The sequence below is a fragment of the Microbacterium sp. LEMMJ01 genome (genome assembly GCF_002114135.1).
In the GTDB taxonomy this organism is placed as follows: domain Bacteria; phylum Actinomycetota; class Actinomycetes; order Actinomycetales; family Microbacteriaceae; genus Microbacterium.
Genome location: NZ_NCTV01000035.1, coordinates 248,629 through 264,333, shown reverse-complemented (window position 1 = coordinate 264,333; position 15,705 = coordinate 248,629). Strand labels below are relative to the sequence as shown.

At 69.8% G+C, this 15,705-nt stretch carries 15 protein-coding genes; 5 read left to right on the top strand and 10 right to left on the bottom strand.

Annotated features, from left to right (window positions below):
• Positions 1–57: 57 nt before the first annotated feature.
• Positions 58–702, bottom strand: coding sequence for an FMN reductase (locus B7W94_RS14530; RefSeq protein WP_025103206.1), 645 nt, complete (start codon positions 700–702; stop codon positions 58–60).
• Between the two features lies 1 nt (position 703).
• Positions 704–1,930 carry an LLM class flavin-dependent oxidoreductase gene (locus B7W94_RS14525; RefSeq protein ID WP_025103205.1) on the bottom strand — a complete coding sequence of 409 codons (1,227 nt, stop codon included), beginning with the start codon at positions 1,928–1,930 and terminating at the stop codon, positions 704–706.
• A gap of 111 nt (positions 1,931–2,041) precedes the next feature.
• Between B7W94_RS14525 and B7W94_RS14520 the strand changes: the two genes are divergently transcribed.
• Complete coding sequence (locus B7W94_RS14520) at positions 2,042–3,172, top strand: acyltransferase family protein (protein ID WP_025103204.1); 1,131 nt, start codon at positions 2,042–2,044, stop codon at positions 3,170–3,172.
• Positions 3,169–4,053, top strand: coding sequence for a serine hydrolase domain-containing protein (locus tag B7W94_RS14515; RefSeq protein ID WP_085607312.1), 885 nt, complete (start codon positions 3,169–3,171; stop codon positions 4,051–4,053). Before B7W94_RS14520 ends, B7W94_RS14515 begins: the two co-directional genes overlap by 4 nt.
• Positions 4,054–4,059: 6 nt before the next feature.
• Here B7W94_RS14515 and efeB read toward each other — a convergent pair whose 3' ends face one another.
• From efeB to efeU, 3 genes are all read right to left on the bottom strand, one after another.
• A complete protein-coding gene (efeB, locus tag B7W94_RS14510) occupies positions 4,060–5,322 on the bottom strand; it encodes an iron uptake transporter deferrochelatase/peroxidase subunit (protein ID WP_441338632.1) in 1,263 nt (420 codons plus the stop codon).
• Positions 5,323–5,389: 67 nt separating this feature from the next.
• Positions 5,390–6,622 carry an iron uptake system protein EfeO gene (gene efeO / locus B7W94_RS14505; protein WP_085607308.1) on the bottom strand — a complete coding sequence of 411 codons (1,233 nt, stop codon included), beginning with the start codon at positions 6,620–6,622 and terminating at the stop codon, positions 5,390–5,392.
• Positions 6,619–7,557 carry an iron uptake transporter permease EfeU gene (gene efeU, locus B7W94_RS14500; RefSeq protein ID WP_025103200.1) on the bottom strand — a complete coding sequence of 313 codons (939 nt, stop codon included), beginning with the start codon at positions 7,555–7,557 and terminating at the stop codon, positions 6,619–6,621. The genes efeO and efeU overlap by 4 nt, the downstream gene beginning before the upstream one ends.
• 150 nt (positions 7,558–7,707) lie before the next feature.
• Here efeU and B7W94_RS14495 point away from each other — a divergent pair, with 150 nt between their 5' ends.
• Positions 7,708–8,712, top strand: coding sequence for an isopenicillin N synthase family dioxygenase (locus tag B7W94_RS14495; RefSeq protein ID WP_062634929.1), 1,005 nt, complete (start codon positions 7,708–7,710; stop codon positions 8,710–8,712).
• Positions 8,713–8,811: 99 nt separating this feature from the next.
• Here B7W94_RS14495 and rpsO read toward each other — a convergent pair whose 3' ends face one another.
• Positions 8,812–9,081 carry a 30S ribosomal protein S15 gene (gene rpsO / locus B7W94_RS14490; protein ID WP_017203073.1) on the bottom strand — a complete coding sequence of 90 codons (270 nt, stop codon included), beginning with the start codon at positions 9,079–9,081 and terminating at the stop codon, positions 8,812–8,814.
• 185 nt (positions 9,082–9,266) lie between these two features.
• Here rpsO and B7W94_RS14485 point away from each other — a divergent pair, with 185 nt between their 5' ends.
• Entirely contained in the window at positions 9,267–10,562 is a 1,296-nt protein-coding gene (locus B7W94_RS14485) for an MFS transporter (RefSeq protein WP_085607306.1), read from the top strand.
• A 31-nt stretch (positions 10,563–10,593) separates the two neighbouring features.
• Here B7W94_RS14485 and B7W94_RS14480 read toward each other — a convergent pair whose 3' ends face one another.
• From B7W94_RS14480 to B7W94_RS14470, 3 genes are all read right to left on the bottom strand, one after another.
• The gene (locus B7W94_RS14480) at positions 10,594–11,148 is read right to left on the bottom strand and encodes a YceI family protein (protein WP_025103197.1); all 555 of its coding nucleotides are present in this window, start codon (positions 11,146–11,148) and stop codon (positions 10,594–10,596) included.
• Between the two features lie 177 nt (positions 11,149–11,325).
• Positions 11,326–11,694, bottom strand: a complete 369-nt coding sequence (locus B7W94_RS14475; RefSeq protein WP_025103196.1) for an FKBP-type peptidyl-prolyl cis-trans isomerase — start codon at positions 11,692–11,694, stop codon at positions 11,326–11,328.
• 211 nt (positions 11,695–11,905) lie between these two features.
• Positions 11,906–13,207, bottom strand: coding sequence for a PrsW family intramembrane metalloprotease (locus tag B7W94_RS14470; protein WP_025103195.1), 1,302 nt, complete (start codon positions 13,205–13,207; stop codon positions 11,906–11,908).
• Positions 13,208–13,296: 89 nt separating this feature from the next.
• Here B7W94_RS14470 and B7W94_RS14465 point away from each other — a divergent pair, with 89 nt between their 5' ends.
• Positions 13,297–14,166 carry a fumarylacetoacetate hydrolase family protein gene (locus B7W94_RS14465; protein WP_025103194.1) on the top strand — a complete coding sequence of 290 codons (870 nt, stop codon included), beginning with the start codon at positions 13,297–13,299 and terminating at the stop codon, positions 14,164–14,166.
• A gap of 62 nt (positions 14,167–14,228) precedes the next feature.
• On the opposite strand, the gene B7W94_RS14460 is transcribed toward B7W94_RS14465, so the two are convergent.
• Positions 14,229–15,689 (bottom strand): aspartate ammonia-lyase, encoded by a 1,461-nt coding sequence (locus B7W94_RS14460; protein ID WP_025103193.1) that lies wholly within the window; start codon positions 15,687–15,689, stop codon positions 14,229–14,231.
• Positions 15,690–15,705 lie beyond the last annotated feature (16 nt).

Genomic DNA, 15,705 nt, shown 5'->3' with positions numbered 1-15,705 from the left:
CGAACGTGCCCCGCGCCGGAAGGCACGGGGCACGTCGCTGTCGGGCGGCCGTTCCGGTCACTCCCCGGCGAGACCGCCGAGCATGTGACCGAAGGAGCGTCCCTCACCCAGGTAGGTGGCGGGGTCGTACGGGTCGACGACCGCGGCGGCATCCCGGCGTGCGACCGCCTCGGCGAGTTCCCTCGCTCCCTTCTCGACCCGCTTCGCCAGCGGCGCGACGTCGTCCCCCGCGCCGCCCCAGTCGCTCGACGCCGCGAAGACGCCCGTCGAGACGGCCTCGGCATGCAGGTAGGCGAACAGCGGACGGATCGCGTAGTCGATCGCGAGGGAGTGCCGTGGCGTTCCCGCGTTCGCTCCGATCAGCACCGGCTTCCCGGTGAGCGCGTCCGGGTCGAGCACGTCGATGAACGACTTGAACAGCCCCGAGTAGCTCGTCGAGAAGATCGGGGTGACCGCGATCAGCGCGTCGGCCGAGACGACGGTGTTGATCGCCGTCTCGAGCGCCGGGGGCGCGAAGCCGGTGAGCATGTTGTTCGTGATGTCGTGCGCGTGGTCGCGCAGCTCGATCACGTCGACGGTGGCCTCGATGTCGCGCTCCGCGAGCGCCTTCACGGTCTCCGCGGCCAGCCGGTCGGCGAGCATCCGGGTGGACGAGGGGTTGGACAGCCCCGCCGAGACGACGGCGATGCGACGCGTGGTCATGTCAGGCCTCCTTCCGGCCGAGTCCGAAGGCGGCTCCCGCGGGCGCCGGCGTGTCCTGGTAGGGCGAGTCCCCGGTGAGGTTGTCTCCGCGGTTCGCACCGGGGCGCGCCTGCCGGGTGGGCCCGTCGCCGTACGTCGCCTGCACGCGCGCGGCGTGGGTCGGCGCGTCGGGCACCGTGGACGGGCGGTCCTTCGCGAGCTCCTTGCGGAGCACCGGCACGACCTCGGAGCCGAGGATGTCGAGCTGCTCGAGGACCGTCTTCAGCGGCAGACCCGCGTGGTCGATGAGGAACAGCTGGCGCTGGTAGTCGCCGTAGTGCTCGCGCATCGCCGCGTACCGGTCGATCACCTGCTGCGGTGATCCCACGGTCAGCGGGGTCATCTCGGTGAAGTCCTCCATGCTGGGGCCGTGACCGTAGACGGGCGCGTTGTCGAAGTACGGGCGGAACTGGTTCACCGCGTCCTGCGACTTCGCGGCCATGAACACCTGGCCGCCGAGACCGACGATCGCCTGCTCGCGCGTGCCGTGGCCGTAGTGCTCGAAGCGCTGACGGTACAGCTCGATGAGCCGCTGGTAGTGCTCCTTCGGCCAGAAGATGTTGTTCGCGAAGAAGCCGTCGCCGTAGTACGCGGCCTGCTCCGCGATCTCCGGGGTGCGGATCGAACCGTGCCACACGAACGGGGCGATGCCGTCGAGCGGACGGGGCGTGGAGGTGAAGCCCTGCAGCGGCGTGCGGAACTTGCCCTCCCAGTCGACGACGTCCTCGCGCCACAGCTTGTGCAGCAGCGCGTAGTTCTCGATCGCGAGCGGAAGGCCCTGACGGATGTCCTGCCCGAACCACGGGTACACCGGGCCGGTGTTGCCGCGGCCCAGCATGAGGTCCATCCGGCCGTCCGAGACGTGCTGCAGCATCGCGTACTCCTCGGCGATGCGCACCGGGTCGTTCGTCGTGATCAGCGTCGTCGAGGTCGAGACGATGAGGCGTTCCGTCTGGGCGGCGAGCGCGGCGAGGAATGTCGTGGGACTCGACGACCAGAAGGGCGGGTTGTGGTGCTCGCCGATGGCGAAGACGTCGAGGCCCACCTCCTCGGCGTGCGTGGCGATGGCCAGCGTCGCCTTGATCCGCTCCTGCTCGCTGGGGGTGACTCCCGTGGTGGGGTCGCGGGTGATGTCGCTGACCGACATGATGCCGAACTGCATCGCCTGCGCGCCTGACTGCTCGCTCATGATTGCTCCGTGTTCTCCGAATCGGATGCCGGACATCCGGTTCTATTCATTTGAATGTAATTGGGTCAACGCGTGCACGGCAACTTTATTCCCGACCGGTAGCCTCGGAGAATGAGCACCACCGGGGTCGGCACCACAGGACCCAGCACCGGACCGGTTCCCCGCAGACGCCGCCGCGTGCCCTTCTGGGACAACGCCCGCTACGCCTGCATCGTCCTCGTCGTGCTGGGCCATGCCATCCAGCGCCTCAGCTACGACTCGGACATCGCCTTCGCCTTCTATCTGGCGCTCTACGCGTTCCACATGCCGGCGTTCGCCATCATCTCGGGCTACTTCTCCAAGTCGGGCTCCCCCACCCGGACGCAGATGGCCCGCGTCATCACCGACATCATCCTCCCCTACGTCATCTTCGAGGCGCTCTGGACGCTCACGAAGTGGCTCGTGGAGGGAGAGACCACCCCGAACCCGACGCAGCCCAGCTGGACGCTCTGGTTCCTGCTCGCGCTCGGGATCTTCCGTCTCGTCCTCCCCTACCTCGCGCTCCTGCGCTGGCCGCTGCTGTGGACGATCGTGATCTCCATCGGCGCCGGCTATCTGCCGAACGTCGACAGCACGTTCTCACTCTCCCGGACCCTGGGCCTGCTGCCGTTCTTCACCCTGGGCTGGTGGCTCCGGGAGAAGAACGTCGTCGACCGCCTCCGCCTCCTCGACGTCCGCCCGTGGTGGAGCCGCGTCCTCGCGCTCGTCGTCCTCGGCACGGCCGGATGGGCGGCGTGGAACTGGCTGCCGCTGTGGCAGGCGGTCGACCTGCGGCACTGGCTGTTCTACGAGGATTCCTACGTCGACCTCGTCGGCGACCAGTGGTGGGCCGGCGGCATCCGCATCCTGCTCATGCTGCTCGCGGTCGTGCTGTGCGCCGCCTTCTTCGCCCTCATCCCCCGCGGCGCGTACTGGTGGACCACGTTCGGTCAGTACACGATGTACGTCTACCTCCTGCACTCCTTCGTGCTCTACCCGTTCCGCGAGAGCGGCGTGCTGCGCGACCTCGAGCCGACCTGGTTCTGGCTCCCTGCGGTCACGGCGCTCTCGGTGGTCCTCGCACTGCTGCTCGCGACCAAGCCCGTGCGACGGGTGTTCCGTCCGCTCGTGGAGCCGCGGCCGCGGTGGCTGTTCGCCGATCCCGAGCTCGCGTCGCGGGAAGGTCGCCGCAACGATCCGACCGGCTCCCGGCGTCCGCGATGACAGCCGCCCACCCCGCGTCCGAGGTCCGGGACCGGCTCGTCGCCATCGCCGACTCCCAGGGGTTCGCCGCGCACGGGCTCCACGTGCGCATCGGCGACGACACCGCGGATCACCGCTGGACGCCCGACGTCCGTGAGGACGTGCACTCGATCGCGAAGGGCGTCTGCGTGCTTGCGGCCGCCCTCGCCGCCGACGACGGACTGATCGGCCTGGACGACACCGTCGCCACCCTCCTGCCGGAGCACGAACTCGGCGAGGGCGTCGCTCGCGTCACCCTGCGTCATCTGCTGTCGATGTCGAGCGGCATCGACCTGCCGTGGTCCGAGACGCTGATGACGGACTGGCCGGATCTGGCCCGCGAGTTCCTGCGACGGCCGTCGCGCGGGCGTGTGTTCCAGTACTCCAACGCGAGCACCTATACCGCGATGACCGCCCTCGCGACCCGCGTGGGCGACGTCGGCGACTACCTCTCGACGCGCCTCTTCGCCCCGCTCGGCATCGACGACGTGACGTGGTCCCGCTGCCCGAACGGACGCATCGAGGCGGGTGGCGGCCTGCCGCTCCGCACCGAGGAGGTCGCGCGCCTGGGGCTGCTCATCCGTGATCGCGGCTCCTGGCAGGGACGTCGACTCGTCGCCCCGGAGTGGATCGACGCCATGCACGAGGACGGCGTCGTCGCGGGCGTCAACCCTGGCTATGACCGCTATGCGCTCGCGGGCTGGCAGGGTCCGGGGCGGGCGTGGCGGCTGCACGGAGCCCACGGCCAGCTGCTGCTGTTCTTCGGCGACGCGGTGGTGACGGTGACCGCTCACGATCACGCCGGAGCGGATGCGTTCGCCGCGGACGCCGTCGCCGTCCTCGAAGACGTCGTCGCCGGCTGAGTCTGCTCAGGCGAACAGCTCCGCCCCCACGTACGAACCCGGTCGCGCTCCCGGCGGGATGGCCCAGATGCCCGAGCCCACGTGACGGATGTACTCGTTGAGTCGGTCGGTCGACAGGCGGCGCTGCAGGCTGATGAACTGGGCGGGATCACGCTGGTAGGACAGGAAGAACAGCCCGGCGTCGAGTCGTCCCAGGGCGTTGTTGCCGTCGACGTAGTTGTACCCGCGGCGCAGGATGCGGATGCCGTCGTTCTGCTCCGGATGCGCGAGCCGGACGTGACTGTTCTCATCGATCTCCGTGTCGCGGAAGTCGGGGGCCGTGAACTCGTCGCCTCCGGAGAGCGGTGCCCCGACCCCCTTGTCCCGTCCGATGATCGTGTCCTGCTCGGCCAGGCGCACCCGGTCCCAGGTCTCGATGAGCATGGCGATCTTCCGGGCGACCAGATACGAACCGCCGGCCATCCAGGACGGCTCGTCACCCTCGGCGACCCAGACGTGCTCGGCGAGCGCCGCGGTGTCGTCGGCGAGGATGTTGGCCGTGCCGTCCTTGAAGCCGAAGAGGTTCCGGGGCGTGGCCTGACTTGCCGTCGTGCGCGAGGTCTTGCCGAATCCGAGCTGCGACCAGCGCAGGCGGGCCCGCCCGAACGCGATGCGGCTGAGGTTGCGGATCGCGTGCACAGCGACCTGGGGGTCGTCGGCGCAGGCCTGGATGCACAGGTCGCCGTGCGACGCCGCCGGATCGAGGTCGTCCCCGAGGAAGGCGGGGAGCCGTTCGAGGCCGGACGGACGCCGAGCGGCGAGACCGTAGCGATCGCCGTCCTCGTTCTCGAACAGCCCCGGACCGAACCCGAACGTGAGGGTCAGGCCCGCGGCGGGGAGCCCCAGCGCCTCCCCCGTGTCATCCGGGGGCGCTTCGGCGGGACCGTTCACCGCGCCGCTCGCACTCACCTCCAGCCCCTGCGTCATCCGCGCCGCGGCGTACGACCAGTCCTGCAACAGGGAGATGAGGTCGTCCCGATCGGTGCGGGGCATCATGTCGAAGCTCGCGAAGTGCAGGTGGTCCTGCACCGGCGTCGTGATGCCGGCCTGGTGCGCGCCGAAGAACTCGTACCGCGACTCGGCGTCCTCGGCGGCACGCGCACGCCCGAGCGCCATGCCTCCGGCCGTCCCGGCCCCCAGCCCGACGGCCAGGCCGGCGACACCACCGCCGACGGCCAGCCCGAGTAGCCCGCGGCGGCTGAGACCGCCGCCGGAGGGCTCCGACGGCAGGGCCGCCGGCGCCTCCCGGGCGACGGATTCCGACTCGTTCACGTCCGTGCTCCTCCGTGTGCCGCCGTCAGTCGAGCACCGTGCCGGTGAGCTGCGAGAGCGGCTCGGCGAGCGCGTTGATGAGGTCGGTGAACTCGCGCTTGTCGGCTTCGGTCAGCTCGCCGTACCCCACGAAGCCCTCGGCGAGCGAGCCGTGCGCGGCGAGGGACTCCTCGAGGGCGGTGTATCCGGTCTCGATCTCGGAGACGAGGGCCTCGCCGTCGTCGCCCTGCGCCGCGGCGAAGTCCTGCACCAGCGAGAAGGCCATCTTGGAGCCCTCGACGTTCGCGGCGAAGTCGAAGAGATCCGTGCCGGACCACCAGTCCTCCTCCCCGGAGATCTTGCCGGTGGCCACCTCGTCGAGCAGCGCGATCGCGCCGTTCGAGATGCCGCCGATCCCCTGGTCGTCCAGCGCGGTGGTGAAGTCGCCCGAGTGCACGTAGTCGTACAGCTCCTGCACGTCGGCCAGGAGCAGGTCGCCGTAATCGGCGCGCTCCGCGGGCGTGGACGGCGCCCAGTCCTGCCATGCCGGGGTCTCTCCGTCGGCGTTCAGCGCGTCCTTCGCCGGCACCCAGAGGTCCTTCTCGATGCGGTGGAAGCCGGTCCAGTCCAGGCCCTCTGCCACCGCATCGACCTCTCGGTAGTCGATCCGCGGGTCGAGGTCTCCAAGCGCCTCGGCGACGGGCTCGATGCGCTCGTAGAACGCCCTCGTCTGCGGGAAGAGCGTGCGGGCGGTCTCGTCGTCGCCGGACTCGTAGGCGGCCACGAGGTCTTCCACGGCCGGCACGAGCTGCCCGACCTGATCCTTCACGAACGCCCCGTAGAGATCGACGGCCTTCTGCTTCTGCTCGGCGTCGGGGCCGTCCACCGCCACGCGGTCTCCGGTCACCGTGAACGACGCCCGGCCGACACCGTCGCCGACCATGCCCGGCTTGCAGAGCGTGAAGTACTCGCCCGGCTGGGCGACCACCGTGAGGGTGCGGGACGCGGCCGGGGCGATGTTCTCGACCTCGCCGACGATCCGCAGTCCGTCCTCGGCCAGCAGGTAGAACTCGGAGACCTGGTCGGTGTCGTTCGTCACATCGAACGTCAGCGTCCCGCTCTTCGCGGTGGACGCGGAGACGGCGCAGTCCGTGGCGGTGGATGAGACGTCGAACGCCGCCGTCGCCTGGGCATCGCTCTTCGCGACGCAGCCGCTGAGGAGGAGGACGGCGGTACCCGCGGCGGCTGCCGCGGCGAGGACCCGGTGCGAGGTGATCATGCTGCTCCTTGCTGTGTGAGGGAGGACGTCGGGGTGGCGGCGGAGGCGCCGCGCGTCGAAGGGCGTGCCGAGCGCAGGCCGCGGAGGTAGAGCCCGCCCACGACGAGGATGTAGAGACCCCAGGCGAGCACCTGCAGCCAGGTCATGGCGGGCATGAAGCCGACCGTGGCCTGCAGGACGGAGGCCAGCGCGCCGCCGGGAGCGATCGCCGCCGACACGTCGAACGCCCAGCCGAACGGGAAGCCGGCCGCGCCCACGGCGACGGCGCCGGTGACCGGGTCGAGCGGAGCGGCGGCGGTGAACGGGCCAGGAAGGGCGCCCGCCTCCTGCAGATCCATCAGCGCGTAGGCGAGGACGCCGGCCGCGACGATCACGAGGAAGCCGCCCGTCCAGGCGAAGAAGCGGCGCAGGTCCAGGCGCAGCGCCCCGCGGGAGATGAGCCAGCCGAGCACGACGGCCACGGAGAGTCCCAGGAGCGCGCCGACGAGGGCCGAGGGGGCGTCGCCGAAGGACTGCACCATCGACCACAGCAGCAGCGTGGTCTCGATCCCCTCGCGGGCGACGGAGACGAAGCCGATCGCGATGAGCGCCCAGAGACCACCCACCGTCAGCGCGCGATCGATGCCGCCCTCCAGAGTCGCCTTCATGGTGCGGCCGGCGCGCTGCATCCAGAAGATCATCCACGTCACCATCGCCACCGCGACGAGGGACAACCCGCCGCCGATCAGCTCCTGCGCCTGGAAGGTCAGTTCGTAGGCCCCGAAGGTCAGGATCGCGCCGATGCCCAGAGCGAGGGCGATCGCGAGACCGACCCCGGCCCACATCTTCGGCAGCGCGTCCCGGCGACCGAGACGGCGGAGGTAGGCGACGAGGATGCCGACGACGAGCGCGGCTTCGAGACCCTCGCGGAGTCCGATGAGGAAGGTGGCGAGCACGGGAGACACTCTCTGACTGACGACTGAGGTAAGGCATCCCTTACCACCGAGACTCTAGCACCGCGACCGGCGCCGCCCCGACACCACCGCCGGAGGTAATGGAGTGCAACAGAGCGTCCTCCGGCCACATCCCCGACATAGCCTCGGTCCATGGCTGAACTCTCGCTCCCCATCCTCGACCTGTCCCAGCTCGACGACGGCCCCGAGGCCGCGGCGCGCTTCCGCGACGACCTCCGCGCGGCCACTCACGACGTCGGCTTCTTCTATCTCACCGGCACCGGGATCTCACCGGAACTCGAGGCGCGGCTGCACCAGGCGGCCCTCGACTTCTTCGCCCTGCCGGAGGAGGACAAGCTCGCGATCGAGAACGTCAACAGCCCGCACTTCCGCGGCTACACCCGGATCGGCGGGGAACGGACGCAGGGCAAGGTCGACTGGCGCGAGCAGATCGACATCGGCCCCGAGCGCGAGCCGGTGGACGGCGGCCCCGCCTTCAACCGCCTCATCGGCCCCAACCTCTGGCCGGCCGCCCAGCCCGAGCTGAAGCAGGTCGTCACCGAGTGGCACGACGCCCTGACGGAGATCGCCCGCAAGCTCCTGCGCGCCTGGGCCCTCACTCTCGGGGCCGAGGAGACCTACTTCGACGAGACGTTCCGCGATCCGTCCACCCTGATCAAGATCGTGCGGTACCCGGGCACGAACGAGCCGGAACCGCAGCAGGGCGTCGGCGCGCACAAGGACTCCGGGGTGCTGACGCTGCTCTGGGTCGAGCCCGGCAAGGGCGGGCTCCAGGTCGAGCGTGACGGTGAGTGGGTGTCGGCTCCCCCGGTTCCCGGCGCCTTCGTCGTCAACATCGGCGAGCTGCTCGAGTACGCCACCGGCGGCTACCTCAAGGCGACGAACCACCGGGTGATCTCGCCGCGGGCGCCCGAGGAGCGCATCTCGATCCCGTTCTTCTTCAACCCCGCCCTCGACCAGCAACTGCCGTTGCTCGAGCTCCCCGCCGACCTCGCCGCCGAGGCCACCGGAGTCACCGAGGACCCGAGCAATCCGATCCACGCGACCTACGGCGAGAACGCCATGAAGTCCCGCCTGCGGGCGCACCCCGACGTGGCGGCCATCCACCACCCAGACCTGGTGCAGGCGACCGCCTGAGCGGATCCACACCGTCCGGACATGACGAAGGCCGCCCCACACCGTGGGGCGGCCTTCTCAAGAATGTTCTGCGCGATTGAACGCTGGGTCCGTGGTGCCTTATCGGCGAAGACCAAGGCGTGCGATCAGCGAGCGGTACCGCTCGATGTCGACGCTCTGGAGGTAGCCGAGCAGACGACGGCGCTGACCCACGAGCAGGAACAGACCACGACGCGAGTGGTGGTCGTGCTTGTGCTCCTTCAGGTGCTCGGTGAGGTCCTTGATGCGCTGCGTCAGCATCGCGGCCTGCACCTCGGGGGATCCGGTGTCACCGGGGTGCGTCGCGTACTCTTCGATGATCGCCTTCTTGACGTCTGCTTCCAGTGCCATAGATTCGATCCCCTCTCTGCTTGTTGCGCGGCGCCCGACGCCTGATGCGTGAGCTCTCTTTATCCGCGGCCGATCGAACGGCAACCTGACGAGTCTACCAGCCCGAACGACCACGGCGGGACACGGGGTCCGGAGCGAAGCGCACCGGTCAACTAGGCTCGGGATGTGCAGAAGAAGATCGCCCTGTGAGCTCCCGACGCGGCCATCTGATCGACCTCACCCCGCTGAAGGCGAGCCCGGCCTTCGCCCGGATGTGGATCGGCTCGACGCTCGCCGGCATCGGCGGTCAGCTCACCATCGTGACCGTGATGCTGCACGTGTTCGAACTGACCGAGAGCACGTTCGCCGTCTCGATGATCGCCGTCGCCGGTCTCCTCCCGATGATCCTCGCCGGTCTGTACGGCGGCATGCTCGCCGACGCGTTCGACCGCCGGCGGGTCGCACTGATCGCGGCCACCGTGACGTTCGCCTCCACCGCGCTCCTCGCCGCGCTCACGTGGACGGGGACGGAGACGATCTGGTGGCTGTACGCGCTGAGCATCGTGAACTCGGCGGCGAATTCGGTCGGCATGGCCACCCGGACGGCGATCGTCCCCCGACTCATCCCCCGCCGCATGCTCGCCGCCGCGTCCGCGCTCAACGGCGTCGCCTTCGGGCTCACGGTCATGGCCGGCCCCGCGCTGGCCGGACTCCTCGTGGCCCTCACCGGGTACGGCTGGACGTACACGATCGACGTCGTGCTCATGCTGTCGATGTTCCTCGGACTGTGGACCCTCCCCGCCCTGCGCCCCGAAGGCGACACCGTGCGCCCCGGTCTCGCCTCACTCGTCGACGGCTGGCGCTTCCTCCGCCGGGCGGGCAACATCCGGATGCAGTACGTCATGGACATCATCGCGATGACCTTCGGGCAGCCGCTCGTGCTCTTCCCGGCGCTGGGCACCGTGATCCTCGGCGGCGGGGCGTTCACGACCGGCATCCTCACGGCGGCGGTCGCCGTCGGCACCTTCTCCTCGAGCCTGTTCTCCGGCCGCGTGGTGCAGTACCGGTGGCACGGTCGTGGGATCGCCCGTGCCATCGAGGCCTACGGTGCCGCGATCGCTCTTTTCGGCGTCGTCCTCCTGATCGGCGCCTTCTCCGCGACGCCCGCCGGTGAGGGCCGGCCGCACGTCCTGCTCATCGTCGCCGCCTGCGTGGCGCTCGCGCTCTCCGGCGCCTCGGACAATATCAGCTCGATCTATCGGAACACCATGATGCAGGCCGCGGTACCCGACGCCATGCGCGGACGCCTGCAGGGGCTCTTCGTCGTCGTGGTGACCGGCGGCCCCCGCGTCGGCGCCCTCTACGCCGGGACCATCGCGACGCTGACGTCGCTGTGGTTCCCCCCGCTGCTCGGCGGCATCCTCGTGATCGTGCTCGTCGCCCTCCTCGCCCGTCGGCACCCGCGGTTCCGCGCCTACGACGCAGAGAACCCCGAGCCCTGACGGGCCCGGGGTTCTCAGAGGTCTGCGCGCGTCAGTCCTGCTGCAGCGCACCCTGGAGGTCGAGCGTGATCGTGACGTCCTTGCCGACGAGCACGCCGCCGGTCTCCAGCGCGGCGTTCCAGGTGAGGCCGAAGTCCTCGCGGTTGATGACCGTCTTGGCGGAGGCACCGGCCTTGTAGTTGCCCCACGGGTCGCTGCCGAAGCCGCCGAAGTCGAGCTCGAACGTGACGGGCTTGGTGATGCCGCGGATGGTGAGGTCGCCGTCCACGAGGAAGTCGCCGCCCTCGACGCGCGCGCCGGTCGAGACGAAGTCCATGGTCGGGAAGTTCTCGGTGTCGAAGAAGTCGGCGGAGCGGAGGTGCTGGTCACGGCCCTCGTCCTTCGTGTCGACGGAGGTCACGTCGACCGAGGCCTCGACCTTGGCGTCGAGCGGGTTCTCCGGAGCCACGAGCGTCGCGCTCTTCACACCGAAGGTGCCGCGCACCTTCGAGATCATCATGTGGCGGACGCTGAAGGTCACCTCGCTGTGGGACGGGTCCAGGACCCAGGTGCCGGGGCGGTAACCGGGGATGTCGATGCTGCTCATGATTGCTCCTCAGGAGACGTCGGCCGCGGCGGCGGCGAAGGGATGGCACCGCGATCGTCCGCGGCACCCTTCCGACAACATACATTCACTCGCATGTATTCCCGTGTCGAGCAGAAAGTCCGGAGACATCGAAAGCGCCCCGCACCACAGGGTGCGGGGCGCTTCCGAACGAGGATGTCAGCCGACGGCGACGAGATCGATGATGAAGATCAGCGTCTTGCCGGAGAGGAAGTGCCCTCCCCCGGCCGGGCCATAGGCGAGGTGCGGCGGGATGATCAGCTCGCGGCGGCCGCCGACCTTCATGCCGGGGATGCCGTCCTGCCAGCCCTGGATCAGGCCGCGGAGCGGGAACTGGATGGTCTCCCCGCGACCCCACGACGAGTCGAACTCCTCGCCGGACTCGAACTCCACGCCGGCGTAGTGGACGGTCACGGTGTCGCCGGGCTTGGCCTCGGCACCGTCACCCTCGATGATGTCGCGGATGACCAGTTCTGCGGGGGCAGGACCGGTCGGGGCGTCGAACTCGGGCTTTGTGCGATCAGTCATGGCTCCATCCAACCCGACCGCCGCGCGCGCGGTCAACGCGACCGCACCTGCTCACAGCGAACACCTCGTCGAGCCGCCGTGGCCGCCCGTCGCGGAGACCCTTGACACATCCCCGGGGCCGGGTGCACCCTGGTGGCAGATCAACTCAGCGCCCGGGAGACATGCAGGCATCGCCGCAGCACCGGGCGCTGAGTCTGTCCGGAGCGGTCCCTCAGTAGGCCAGCAGCGCGGCGCGTGCCGCCCTCGTGCGGATCAGCAGGGCACGCTCGTCCTCGACCGCGAGCGGGTCGCGACCGGTGATCGCCCGCTGGCGAACCGCCGCCAGAGCCGTCGCGTCCTTGATGAACTCACGCATCAGCGGCCGGCGGTCGCCGCGCAGCTGCGCCGCCCACGCCAGCCCGACCTTGCGCCCGGCGGGCGTGGCGAGCATCGTGACCTCCTCCGGCGTGAACCAGCCGGCGGCCGCGTACTCGGCCAGGCGCGCCCGCGTGAGCCGCGCCTCCTCTCGCCGCAGCGCGACGATCCCGAGGATGAAGCCGATGAACAGCGGCACCTGCAGGGTGAAGTAGAGCCCGAAGAAGTCGGCGAAGGTGGCCGAGCCGTTCCACAGGCCGTGCAGGAGGATCGCCCCGACCATGCCAAGCAGGCCCGCGCCGGCGGCCGCTCCCGCGGAGGCGTGCCGGCGAGCCACGAGGCCGATCGCGAACCCGGTCAGCGAGGTGAACATCGCGTGGGCGAACGGCGACAGCACCGCTCGCACGATGAAGGTGACGCCGAGCTGCTCGCCGCCGCCTTCGATCAGGCTGATCGCGAAGTACTGGATGTTCTCGGTGAACGCGAAGCCCGCGCCGACGAGCGCCCCGTAGACGACGCCGTCCACCGGACCGTCGAAGGAGCGCCGCGCAAGCAGGAAGATGAGGAAGACCCCGAGGCCCTTCCAGAACTCCTCGACGATGGGCGCCTGGATCACCGCGGAGAACTCCTCGGAGCGGATGTCGAACAGCATCGTGAGGCCGATGTCGACGAGGAGCGTGAGGCCGACCGCGGCCACGGCACCCCAGGCGATGGCGAACGCCACGAGACGCTTGGGCTCCGGCTCCCACCGGTCGATCATGCGCACCCCGAGGAAGACGATCGTGAGCGGGATCAACGCCAGGACGAGCCCGATCACCGAGGCGGTCGGTCCGAGCGCCCAGCCGAAGTAGCCGATGAGCGCCAGGAGGAGGAACCCGAGGAAGCCGAACAGCCACAGCGAGATCGTCCGGCCCTTCTTGTTCGGCACCGGGAGAGCCGGCAGCGACTCGGCGGGCGACGGCGCGACGGGAGCCGGTGGCGTGTAGGGCGTCGGCTGCGCGAGGGCCGACGCATAGCCCGGCTGCTGTCCGAACGTCGGCGGCAGATACGGCGACTGTGCGTACTGCGCGGCGGAGTACGCACTCGGCTGCGCGGGCGGCGCGGACGGCGGCGTGTACCGGGCGGGCTGCTGGGGGTCGGACGGTCCTCCGAAGGTCATGCTCAAAGCTTATGGGGCACAAGCATCCGCGCCGGGCTCTGGGGGCTTCCTCCACCCGACCGGCCGCACGCACCCGGTAGCGTAGAACCATGCGGTTCGCTCACCTGCGCCGTCCAGACTCCTCCCAGGCGGTTCTCGCCGTGGTGGAGGGCTCGGACGCCATCCTCGTCTCCGATCTCCTGTCCGACGCGCCTGCCACCCTGCAGCAGCTGATCGAGCGAGGAGACGCCGGACTCGACGAGCTCCGCGCCGCCCTGCGCGACAGCACGGCCCCGCGCCACCCGCTGACCGGCTGGGGGTTCGCCTCCGCCGTGATCGCGCCGCCGGCCGTGCTCGCCGTCGGTCTCAACTACGCCGCGCACTCCAGCGAGCTCGGGCTCAAGACCGACGCCGCGCCGACCGTGTTCACGCTGTGGCCGAACTCGCTGACCGGTCACGACCAGACCACGTCCTGGCCCCGGAGCCTCAGCGAGGCCGTCGACTACGAGGCCGAGCTGGGCGTGCTCATCGGCACGCCCGCGAAGGACGTGCCGGAGGCGGACGCCCTGACGCACGTGTGGGGATACACGGTGGTCAACGACATCACCGCACGGAACATCCAGTTCTCCGAGGCGCAGTGGTCCCGCTGCAAGTCGTTCGACGGCTTCACCCCCACCGGCCCGTTCGCGGTGACCGCCGACGAGATCGCCGACCCGCAGGACCTCCACATCTGGACCGTGGTGGACGGACACACCGTGCAGGACGCCAGCACCGATCAGATGGTGCGCTCGGTGGCGAAGCTCATCGCCCACCTCTCCCAGTCGCTCACCCTGCTCCCCGGCACCCTGATCTCCACGGGCAGCCCCGGCGGCGCCGGCTACTCGCGCGACCCGCAGATCTTCCTCCGCGACCGCTCGACCGTCACGGTCGGCATCGACGGCATCGGCGAGCTCACGACGCACTGCCGCATCCTCGACTGACCGGATACGCGAAGGGAACGGGAGCTGCGAGCTCCCGTCCCCTTCGCGTATCCGGTCGACGCTCAGATCTGGATGAGGTCGTCGGGGGTGACGATCGGGATGGCCGCCGTGACCGCCTCCAGGCCCGACAGACGGGCGGGAGACAGCTGCTTGGTGACCTCGTCGCGGGACATGAGTCCGGCCTCGACCACCAGGTCGGCGACGTTGCGGTTGGTCAGCAGGGCCGTCTTGGCCAGGGCGGCGGCCGCCGCGTAGCCGATGAAGGGCGTGAGCGCCGTGATGACGCCGACCGACGCGCCGACCATCGCGCCCAGACGGTCGCGGTTCGCGGTGATGCCCTCGACGCAGTTCACGCGCAGCGTCCACATGGCCTGACGCATCCAGGTGATCGACTGGAAGATCGAGTGCGCGATGACGGGCTCGAAGGCGTTGAGCTGGAGCTGACCGCCCTCGACGGCCATGGTCACGGTCATGTCGGCGCCGACGACCGCGAACGCCACCTGGTTCACGACCTCCGGGATCACCGGGTTGACCTTGCCCGGCATGATGCTCGAGCCGGCCTGGCGTGCGGGCAGATTGATCTCGCCGAGGCCCGCCTGCGGACCCGACGACAGCAGGCGCAGGTCGTTGCAGATCTTCGAGAGCTTGATGGCGTTCCGCTTGAGCGACGAGGAGAACGACATGAAGGCGCCCGTGTCGCTCGTGGACTCGACGAGGTCGGTGGCCGTCTCCAGGTCGAGTCCGGTGATCTCGCGCAGGTGCTTCAGCACGGCGGGCGCGTAGTCGGGGTGGGTCGTGATGCCGGTGCCGATCGCGGTCGCGCCCATGTTGATCTCGAACATGAGGGAGGCGTTCTCGGTGAGGCGGCTGTGGTCCTCGCCCAGGGTCGTGGCGAAGCCGTGGAACTCCTGGCCGAGCGTCATGGGCACGGCGTCCTGGAGCTGGGTGCGGCCGACCTTGAGGATGTCGTGGAACTCCCCCGCCTTGCCGAGGAAGGCCACGCGCAGGGCGTCCAGCTCGTCGAGCAGCGAGCGCAGCGTCAGCGAGAGGCCGATCTTGACCGCGGTCGGGTAGACGTCGTTGGTCGACTGGCTGCGGTTCGTGTGGTCGATCGGAGAGAGGAAGGCGTAGTCGCCCTTCTCGCGTCCGGCCATCTCGAGCGCGATGTTGGTGATGACCTCGTTCGCGTTCATGTTCGTCGACGTGCCGGCGCCGCCCTGGATGACGCCGACCGTGAACTGGTCGTGGAACTCGCCGTCGATGACGCGCTGTGCCGCGCGGTCGATGAGGTCGGCCCGCTCGGCGTCGAGGACGCCGATCTCCTTGTTGGCCCTGGCGCTGGCCTGCTTCACCATCGCGAGGGCGATCACCAGTTCGGGGTAGACCGAGATGGGGCGCTTCGTGATCGGGAAGTTCGCATCGGCGCGGGCGGTGTGGATCCCCCAGTACGCGTCGGCGGGAATCTCCATGCTCCCCAGCGAATCGGTCTCGGTGCGGGTATGGGCGGGCGCGGCAGAAGCCATGTCACATCCTCGTGGG